The sequence below is a fragment of the Dietzia sp. DQ11-71 genome, from assembly GCF_014144995.1.
In the GTDB taxonomy this organism is placed as follows: domain Bacteria; phylum Actinomycetota; class Actinomycetes; order Mycobacteriales; family Mycobacteriaceae; genus Dietzia; species Dietzia kunjamensis.
This window is the reverse complement of the sequence record NZ_JAALDT010000146.1, coordinates 1-8,104: the sequence shown is the minus strand read 5'-3', so window position 1 is coordinate 8,104 and position 8,104 is coordinate 1. Positions and strand designations below refer to the sequence as shown.

12 protein-coding genes are annotated in these 8,104 nt (G+C 68.6%); 8 read left to right on the top strand and 4 right to left on the bottom strand.

Going from position 1 to position 8,104, the window contains the following annotated elements:
* The first annotated feature begins 363 nt into the window (after positions 1 to 363).
* From G6023_RS06120 to G6023_RS06095, 6 genes are all read left to right on the top strand, one after another.
* Complete coding sequence (locus G6023_RS06120; RefSeq protein WP_067716093.1) at positions 364 to 699, top strand: helix-turn-helix domain-containing protein; 336 nt, start codon at positions 364 to 366, stop codon at positions 697 to 699.
* Positions 696 to 1,541, top strand: a complete 846-nt coding sequence (locus G6023_RS06115) for an ImmA/IrrE family metallo-endopeptidase (RefSeq protein ID WP_241727719.1) — start codon at positions 696 to 698, stop codon at positions 1,539 to 1,541. The genes G6023_RS06120 and G6023_RS06115 overlap by 4 nt, the downstream gene beginning before the upstream one ends.
* Positions 1,538 to 2,167 carry a PIN domain-containing protein gene (locus tag G6023_RS06110; protein WP_067716090.1) on the top strand — a complete coding sequence of 210 codons (630 nt, stop codon included), beginning with the start codon at positions 1,538 to 1,540 and terminating at the stop codon, positions 2,165 to 2,167. Before G6023_RS06115 ends, G6023_RS06110 begins: the two co-directional genes overlap by 4 nt.
* Before the next feature lie 121 nt (positions 2,168 to 2,288).
* Complete coding sequence (locus G6023_RS06105; RefSeq protein WP_182634492.1) at positions 2,289 to 2,552, top strand: hypothetical protein; 264 nt, start codon at positions 2,289 to 2,291, stop codon at positions 2,550 to 2,552.
* Positions 2,553 to 2,641: 89 nt separating this feature from the next.
* The gene (locus G6023_RS06100) at positions 2,642 to 3,829 is read left to right on the top strand and encodes a GDSL-type esterase/lipase family protein (protein WP_182634490.1); all 1,188 of its coding nucleotides are present in this window, start codon (positions 2,642 to 2,644) and stop codon (positions 3,827 to 3,829) included.
* Positions 3,826 to 4,071 (top strand): DUF6480 family protein, encoded by a 246-nt coding sequence (locus G6023_RS06095; RefSeq protein ID WP_096906909.1) that lies wholly within the window; start codon positions 3,826 to 3,828, stop codon positions 4,069 to 4,071. The genes G6023_RS06100 and G6023_RS06095 overlap by 4 nt, the downstream gene beginning before the upstream one ends.
* Positions 4,072 to 4,128: 57 nt before the next feature.
* On the opposite strand, the gene G6023_RS06090 is transcribed toward G6023_RS06095, so the two are convergent.
* On the bottom strand, positions 4,129 to 4,416 hold the full coding sequence (locus G6023_RS06090) for a hypothetical protein (RefSeq protein ID WP_182634488.1): 288 nt from the start codon (positions 4,414 to 4,416) through the stop codon (positions 4,129 to 4,131).
* A 331-nt stretch (positions 4,417 to 4,747) separates the two neighbouring features.
* On the opposite strand from G6023_RS06090, the gene G6023_RS06085 reads away from it, so the two are divergent.
* Both G6023_RS06085 and G6023_RS06080 read left to right on the top strand, forming a co-directional pair.
* Positions 4,748 to 5,290, top strand: coding sequence for a Dps family protein (locus G6023_RS06085; protein WP_132063130.1), 543 nt, complete (start codon positions 4,748 to 4,750; stop codon positions 5,288 to 5,290).
* A gap of 156 nt (positions 5,291 to 5,446) precedes the next feature.
* Positions 5,447 to 6,490 (top strand): alcohol dehydrogenase catalytic domain-containing protein, encoded by a 1,044-nt coding sequence (locus tag G6023_RS06080; RefSeq protein WP_182634486.1) that lies wholly within the window; start codon positions 5,447 to 5,449, stop codon positions 6,488 to 6,490.
* A gap of 48 nt (positions 6,491 to 6,538) precedes the next feature.
* Here G6023_RS06080 and G6023_RS06075 read toward each other — a convergent pair whose 3' ends face one another.
* From G6023_RS06075 to G6023_RS15730, 3 genes are all read right to left on the bottom strand, one after another.
* On the bottom strand, positions 6,539 to 6,916 hold the full coding sequence (locus G6023_RS06075) for an excalibur calcium-binding domain-containing protein (protein ID WP_182634484.1): 378 nt from the start codon (positions 6,914 to 6,916) through the stop codon (positions 6,539 to 6,541).
* A gap of 100 nt (positions 6,917 to 7,016) precedes the next feature.
* Positions 7,017 to 7,703, bottom strand: coding sequence for a hypothetical protein (locus G6023_RS06070; RefSeq protein WP_347570729.1), 687 nt, complete (start codon positions 7,701 to 7,703; stop codon positions 7,017 to 7,019).
* A 36-nt stretch (positions 7,704 to 7,739) separates the two neighbouring features.
* On the bottom strand, positions 7,740 to 8,104 hold a 365-nt coding region (locus G6023_RS15730; protein WP_206680982.1), incomplete at its 5' end, for a response regulator transcription factor.

Sequence of the window (8,104 nt, the reverse complement as noted above, 5' to 3'; positions counted from 1 at the left end):
GCCGATGGGGCTCGGTGCTCGGCCCGCTCCGTGACGGCCTGATCGTGTTCACGCCCACCGGCCGAGGCGTGCGCGTGCCGGCGCGGGTCAACGACGTCGTGCTCCAGCGCCTCATCACCCGCCAGGGGATCTACGGCGGGGTGCGGCGCCGGCCGCGGTGACGCCGGCGCTCAGGTGGTCCGGTCGGGCCGGGCGGGTCGGTCACCGCCCCGATGGGTGACGAGTCCGACGACGACGAGGAGGACTGCACTGGAAGTTCGTCGCTCTGTGGCCGCCCATAACGCCACCTACGGGCTCGACTGCTGGGCCACTCCTCAGCTACACTGAATCAGTTCTGCAGTAGTGATTCAGGAGGTGGTCCGGATGCCAACGCTGCCCCACGGTGCGAGGATTGCAGCTGCGCTCAAGCTGGCGAACATCTCCCAGCGAGAACTCCAGAACCGCACCGGGATCTCGCAAGCGACGCTGAGCCGGGTTGTCAGCGGCCATCGCGCCGCCAAAATGCCCGAGCTCATCCAGATCGCCGACGCCACCGGCGTGACAGTTGCTTTTCTGACTGGCTCAGACGCCTCCGAACGAGTGCAGTTCGCCGCTCGAGCCACCAACGGATCGGCCATGGAGCAAATGCACGAACAGCTACTTCACTTCATTGAGCTGGACGCCTACCTCGACGACCAGGCGATATTCGCGAGCATATGACGGGCACAGAGGGAATGTCCGCCGAGCAAGCCGGCAAGCGCGCGGCGATGGACTTCCGCGCCAGGCATGGGCTCGGCGTCCAACCCTTGGGCGATCTCGCGGCGATCATCGAGCAGTCCACGGGGATCGATGTCGCCGTCCTCGACGCGGACCGAGACCAGCACGGATTAGCGATGCGGGATCCGTCGCGCGGCGCCATCTTCATTGGCGTTTCGCGTACTCGCCACCCAATGAGGCAACGAAGCACACTCGCCCATGAGCTTGCCCATGTGATTTTCGACGACTGGAACGCAGGTCAAGACCTCAGCGAACGCTCTCCGGCAGAGGTTCGCGCCGACTCATTCGCGCGACACCTGCTGATCCCAGAAGAGGGACTCGAAACTCACCTGGGTCAGCGCGTGTCGTTTTCCGAAGCGGACTTGTCAGCGGTGGTGCAGTGGTTTCTGGTGTCACCGCCGATTGCCGCGATAAACCTGGAACGTGCCGGGTACATCACCGAGTCGACTAAGCAGGAGTGGGGATCTCTCTCTACCCCGACGCTCGCCGCCCGCTACGGATGGAGCGACCAGTACCGATCTCTGGAAGCAGAATCCGACCGGCCGCGTCCACCGCGAAAGCTCTTGGCTCGCGCAATCTCCGGTTACGCAGAGGGGGTCGTCAGCGCGCAGACCATCGCCTCACTGAGAGGCATCGACGCCGAGCAAGTGGAAGCCGAATTGGCACAGGCAGGTGTCGTTCCGCGCAGGGCCGAAGTCTCATCGCTCGATGCATCCGACCTTCCCACCGTCAGTATCGACCTGAGCGACCTCGACGACGAGGGGCGCGAGGGCGGGACGGTATGACCCCGCGCCCGATCATGGACGCCGGACCCGGACTGAACTTCTTCGCCTCGCACAGCGAACGACTGCTGTTCGGCACGCTCGGCTCCCTCTGCGTGCCGGAAACCGTCGCGCGAGAGATGCGACAGAAGGCCACACATCCTCGGTTTGAAGCTGCTGGACGGGTAATGAGCAAGCTCACGCCGAAGTATCTGGAAGTCCTTTCCGACGACGAGACGGACCAGTTGGTACGCGCGGTCACCCGCATCAGCGGTACGCCCTTCGCCCAGCGCATTCGACGCTCCCGCGATCTCGGGGAGACCATGGTCATTGCCCACGCCGCGGTAGCTGCCGAGTCGGGAAGCGACGTGCTCGTACTCATCGACGACCGCGACGGTCGCGAACGCGCATCGCGGGAGAGCGATCGTCTACGTCGACTCAGGCACAGCGGCCAGTCGGTCGGGAGCATCAATCTCATCAGTACGCTCACCGTGCTCGAACGCGCCGCTGGCGGCCAATTCCTGCCCGACAAGCGTGCGCTCAGAGACCTCTACGCCAAACTCCGCCCGCTCGACGACGGCCTACCGCCGCTGAACTCGACTCGGCTGTTGGCCTTGCCCTGCTGGACCAAGATCTCAGGCGACGAATAATGCCCGATTATGGGCGCTGGCTGAATGCACATTGGACGATTCCTTGTTGCGCCGGAGCGTGTGGCTACGCTTGCCTCGTAACCGCAGAACAGTCGAGCAAGACCGAACCAGGGAGGACTCGATGTCGCAGTCACTAGTTCACTTCCTGCTGGTCTACAGCTTCGACGAACAGCGACTCATCCACCAGGACGAGTTCACCGATACCGAGCTGGCCGTCGCCGCCTACGAGGACACCGAGGCGAAGTACCGCAACAGCGCCGACGTCGACCGTTTCGAGGTCGTTCTTGTGGGAGCAGACAGCATCCAGACCGTGATGCGCACCCACGGCCACTACTTCAAGGACTCAGACGAAGCCATGTTCGCCGACCTCCTCGCAAGTCACTAGCCCTGTTAGACCGCGCCGAGCCCCCGCCGCCGGCAAACGCAGGCGCCCACCAGCCCGGCCACACGGCGCCCGTAGTGGACACTTGGCCCATGACCATCCGCACTCCCCTGACGCCCGAGCTCCTGCGCGGTCACGAGTACCTCGAGCCGACCTCGCGCGGGCTGCGGCCGCATCGGCTTCCGGCCTGGGTCTGCGCCCGGTTCCCCGATCCGCAGTTGCTGTCGGTCGAGGCGCAGCCCTCCGGGGTCCGGGTCGCGGTGGTCACCGACGCGGAGAGCATCGAGCTGGTCACCCACCCCACCCGTCTCGCCTACCGCGGTATCCACCGTTCTCGCGGGAACATCGATCTGGTGGTCGACCACCGACTCGTCGCGAGCAACCGGCTCACCGGCGGCGACGCCATCGAGACGGACCTCCAGACCGGCGTGACCGAGCTCGTGCCCGGCCCACCGCACCTCACGCGGTTCACCGGGCTGGGCGCCGGCGAGAAACTCGTCGAGCTGTGGCTGCCGCACAACGAGCAGGTCGACCTCGTCGAACTCCGGACGGATGCCCCGGTGACACCCGCGCCGACGGACAGGCGCCGCTGGCTCCACCACGGGAGCTCGATCAGCCACGGCTCCAACGCCACGTCGCCGGCGCGGACCTGGCCCGCCCTCGCCGCCCGACTCGGGGGCGTGGACCTGCGCAACCTCGGCGTCGGCGGCAGCGCGCTCGTCGACCCGTTCATGGCCCGCGTCATGCGCGACACCCCCGCCGACCTGATCAGCCTCAAGCTGGGCATCAACGTCACCAACTCGGACTCGATGCGGCTGCGCGCGTTCGTCCCCGCGGTGCACGGGTTCCTCGACACGATCCGTGACGGGCACCCCACCACCCCGCTGCTGCTCGTCTCGCCGATCTACTGCGGGATCCACGAGGACACCCCGGGCCCCGGCGCGTTCGATCCGGACACCTTCCACACGGGTGAGGTGCGGTTCATCGCGACGGGCGAGACCGGGGACACCGCGCAGGGGCGGCTGACTCTCCGCGTCATCCGTGACGCGCTCGCGTCGATCGTGGAGGCCCGGGACGACGAGAACCTCCACCATCTCGACGGCACCGCACTGTACGGATCCGCGGACGCCGACGAGCACCCGCTCCCCGACGCACTGCACCCCGACACCGCCACGCATGAACTGATCGGCACGCGCTTCGCCCGGCACGCGTTCGGGGACGGGGGCCCCTTCGATCACGGCGGTCACACCCGTGGCGAATCGTGTACACACGGGCTATGACGACTACGCCCCCGGATCCGGATCCCAGCGACTCCCCCGACCTCGACGCGGGCGGCTCCCCCGTGGGTCCCATGACGCCGGACTCGGATTCCACCTCCCTGGCCTCGGACAGCGCTCGCACGGGCCAGAGCCCGACCAAGTCGAACTCGCGGGTCGGCATCGTGGTGCTGCTGGCGATCGTCGTCCTGGTGGTGCTGGTGCTGGTCTTCGGGCTCGTCGGGAGGATGTTCGGACTGGGGTGACGACGACGAGGGCCGCGTCAGAGTCAGATCCTGCCGCGGCCCTCGGCGCTCCGGGGCTCAGCTCCCGGCGACTGCGCCGATCAACTGCCCGACGTCGATGTTGTTGATGAGGTCGGCGGAGAACACGGCGGGGTCGGCGCCGATGTCGCCCAGCGCGCTCGAGCCGGAGGTCAGCGACCCCAGACCCAGTCCCTCGAGGCTGCCGGTGACGGCTTCGGCGGGGTTGGGCTCGCGGATCGTCACGCAGGTGTTGATGGGGTTGGCGACCTTGCGGCCGCTGGCCAGGACGAGGGTCGTGGCGGCGCCGGTGTTGAGCACGTCGCCGGAGGTCGCGTCGTCGGGCACGCGGTAGGTGGTCTCGAGGGTGGCCTTGGCGTTGCCGGCGGTGGTCCACCCGGCCCCGGAGTGGCGGACGGAGTTGGTGGCGGAATCGCGGATCTCGTCGTCGGTGACCGTCGACCACGTCTGGCCGCCGACCAGGTATCAGACGCTCTCCCGCGCCCGGACCAGCTCGAACCCGGCCGGATGGAAGTCGTCGATCCGGCCGACCAGGGCCCCGGCGCCGCTGACGGTGGTCCGGAACGTCACGGTCTGCGAGGTGGCGCCGGTCGGCCGCCGGGCCGCACCGACGCGACGATCGGTCGCAACCGGCAGCCGCCGCCGCTACGGTCGAGCCATGCCTCAATTCACTGTTCCCGGACTGTCCAGCGCCGACTCCGCCACGCTCGCCGAGACGCTGCAGAAGCGCCTGACGGCGTGCAACGACCTGCACCTCACGCTCAAGCACGTGCACTGGAACGTCGTGGGTCCCAACTTCATCTCGGTGCACGAGATGCTGGACCCGCAGGTCGAGCTCGTCCGTGGCTTCGCGGACGTGCTGGCCGAGCGCATCGCCACGCTGGGCGGTTCGCCGGTGGGCACGATGGGCGCGAACGCCGATCACCGCTCGTGGGATGACTACTCCCTCGGCCGGGACACCGCGCAGGCCCACCTCGGAGCGCTCGACAAGGTCTACGACGGCATGATCTCCGATCACCGCAAGGCCATCTCGGTGGCCGGCGACGTGGACCCGGTCACCGAGGACATCCTCATCGGCCAGACCGCGGAGCTGGAGAAGTTCCAGTGGTTCGTGCGCGCGCACCTCGAGAACGCCGCCGGCAGCCTGCCCACCGCTGACGACGCCTCGGAGAAGGCCGCCGCCAGGGACGCCTCCGCCTGAGCCGGGGCACGCGCTGAGCCGTCGGGCCGGACCCCTCCCCGGGGTCCGGCCCGCTGGCTTTTCTGGACAGCCGGCGCCTCTGGACAGCCGGGGGATACTTGTGACGGACGTCACTCGTCCGGTGCGTCCTCCGGCGATTCAGCGAGGTGTGCAGCCATGAAGGCAGTCGTGTTCGAGGGTTTCAAGACCTTCCCCGTACTCAAGGATGTCGACCGGCCCTCCCCGGGCCCCGGCGAGGTCCTGCTCAAGGTGGCCGGTTCCGGTGCGTGCCATTCCGACGTGGGCCTGTTCCACGACTATCCCGGCGATCCCACGGGCTTTCTCACCCCGCCGTTCACCCTGGGCCACGAGGTCTCGGGATGGGTGGAGGAGCTGGGCCCGGGCGTCACAGGGCTGACGAAGAGCGATGCCTACCTGGTCTACGGACCGATCGGCTGCGGCCGGTGCAAGCCGTGTTCGCGCGGACAGGACACCTACTGCCAGGACGTGCCGTCGGTCGGCTACCTGGCCACCGGCCTGGGGCGCGACGGCGGGATGGCCGAGTACATGACCACCTACGCCCGCAACCTCGTCCCCCTCGGCGACGCCGACCCCGTGGCCGCGGCCCCACTCGCCGACGCCGGCCTGACCCCGTACCACGCCATCAAACGCGTGATGCCCCACCTGACCACGCCCGGGGCGACCGCGCTGTGCATCGGCCTCGGCGGTCTGGGCCTGGTCGGGGTGCAGATCATCAGGGCGCTCACCGGGGCCACCGTCTACGCCACCGACACCAAGCCCGACGCGATCGCCGCCGCGGAGGCCGATGGCGCGATCGGTGTCCCCACCGAGGGCGCCGCCGAGAAGATCAGGGAGCTCACCGGCGGGCTCGGCGTCAACGCGGTGTTCGACTTCGTCGGCGCCGGCCCGACCCTCGAGCTCGCCGCGGCCTGCGTGGCCCAGCAGGGCTCGCTGACGGTGGTGGGACTGGCGGGCGACGACTTCGCCTGGAACGCCTTCAAGCTGCCCTACGAGGTGGACTTCTCCTCCACCTATTGGGGCACGCTCGAGGACCTCCACGAGGTGGTGGAGTTGTACCGGGCGGGCAGGATCTCGCCGGAGGTCCACGTGTATCCGCTCGACCGGGCGCTGGAGGCCTACCAGCAGCTCGTCGACGGCCAGATCAGCGGGCGGGCCGTGATCGCACCGCACGGAACGTAACCCCGCGAGGACACCGCGCCCACCGCCCGCCGCAGGAGCCAGCCAGCCCTAGCGGTTGTCCCGCTCGCAGGCGATGCCGTCGTTGTCGCCGTCCATCGACGGGTCGTAGTACTCGCTGCCGCGGTGGATGGGGGCCACTCCGAGGTCCCACGCCTCGCGGCAGCCCGAGAGCCGACGGGCCGGCGTGGTCGCGGGCGCGCTCTCGACCGGCGCGGGCATGAACTGCGGGGCCCAGACCAGCGGGAACGGCAGGAGCGGCAGGGTGGCGGCGTCGAATCCCATCGGGACCGGCACGACGATCGGTGCGATGTCCGGTACGGCGATGACCCCTGATCCGACGGGGATCCCGGCGGCGACGGCGGAGGGGGCGGCGCCGAGGGCGACGAGAGTCGCCAGGCCGAGAGCGGTGAGGGAACGACGGATCATGGTGTGAACCTCGAGGGGGAAGGCCATGGGAGTGGCGTTGAGTAGTGAGCTCAGATTAACCGAGGCATGTTCACGTCGCTGACCGTTTCGCGCGGACGCATCACACGAGCATGCGCCGGGAATGCGACCGCGAGAGTTCGTAGGTCTTGACGATCCAGAACATCGCGAAGGCGTAGAGCGCGGCGGTCTCGACCAGGAACAGCCACAGGGTGGAGTCCATCAGCCAGGCGATGAGCAGCGCGAGGGACGGGAAGAGCAGGACCAGCACCACGAGAATCCGATAGCCCAGGCGATAGCTGCGCTGCAGCGCTGCGTTCGGGATCGAGGCGATCGTCTCCTGCCCGTAGAAGAAGATCGACAGTGCCGCCAGGACGAAGAAGGACGTGGCTGCCACCGCGTGGGTGATGCTCACCGCGTCCAGTCCGGGCATCACCGGGTCCTCGGTCGGGAAGAGTGCGACGACGATCGCGAGGGTGCCGGCGGCGTTGAGCAGCCGGTTCTCACCGCGCGTATAGCCGCGGTACGCCACCAGAGCGACCCCGATCGCCACCAGGGTTCCGACGAACAGCCCGCGGGCCGGCGTGTAGTAGAAGGAGCTCAGCGAGTCCATCATCGGAAAATCGGGGTCGAGGGTGACCCACACCAGAAGTGCCACGGGAAGGCCGATGGCCGCGCCCGCGATCACCATCCGGAGCACGAAGTACGTCTCCACGATGTAGGCCGCCGGGGCCTCGCAGAAGGTCGCCCGATCGCCCGGGGCCTGCCGATCACTCTCTGACTGCTGCACGCGCACACCTCGAATCCGACTCGGCCCCCAGCGGTCTCAGCCTCGCAGTCGGGTGCCCGTCTTGGTGTAGATCCGGTTGAGGTGCCCCTCGACCGTGCGCTTGGACAGGTGGAGTTCGGCGGCGATCTCGGCGTTGGTCAGCCCCTGGCCGACCAGGTCGGCGATCTGGGATTCGCGGCGCGTCAACGAGACCCCGGCCGGGACCGAGACGGTCGGGGCACCGACGCGGGTGAGGCCGGCAAGGGGCCCGCCCAGCTCGGTGGTCGCGAGCATCCGCTCCGCCTGGGAGTGGTACTGCGATCCCGGCGACGCCGCTTCGCGGGCACGGTCCGCGGCGACCGCCGCCACCATGTGCAGCCCGTACGTCCGGGCCCGGCGGGCCGCGTCCAGCAACAACCGGG

Excerpts from the sequence above, each read along its gene's own strand:
- G6023_RS06120 (WP_067716093.1), top strand. The coding sequence starts at position 364 with ATGCCAACGCTGCCCCACGGTGCGAGGATTGCAGCTGCGCTCAAGCTG.
- G6023_RS06115 (WP_241727719.1), top strand. The coding sequence starts at position 696 with ATGACGGGCACAGAGGGAATGTCCGCCGAGCAAGCCGGCAAGCGCGCG.
- G6023_RS06110 (WP_067716090.1), top strand. The coding sequence starts at position 1,538 with ATGACCCCGCGCCCGATCATGGACGCCGGACCCGGACTGAACTTCTTC.
- G6023_RS06105 (WP_182634492.1), top strand. The coding sequence starts at position 2,289 with ATGTCGCAGTCACTAGTTCACTTCCTGCTGGTCTACAGCTTCGACGAA.
- G6023_RS06100 (WP_182634490.1), top strand. The coding sequence starts at position 2,642 with ATGACCATCCGCACTCCCCTGACGCCCGAGCTCCTGCGCGGTCACGAG.
- G6023_RS06095 (WP_096906909.1), top strand. The coding sequence starts at position 3,826 with ATGACGACTACGCCCCCGGATCCGGATCCCAGCGACTCCCCCGACCTC.
- G6023_RS06085 (WP_132063130.1), top strand. The coding sequence starts at position 4,748 with ATGCCTCAATTCACTGTTCCCGGACTGTCCAGCGCCGACTCCGCCACG.
- G6023_RS06080 (WP_182634486.1), top strand. The coding sequence starts at position 5,447 with ATGAAGGCAGTCGTGTTCGAGGGTTTCAAGACCTTCCCCGTACTCAAG.
- G6023_RS06075 (WP_182634484.1), bottom strand. The coding sequence starts at position 6,916 with ATGATCCGTCGTTCCCTCACCGCTCTCGGCCTGGCGACTCTCGTCGCC.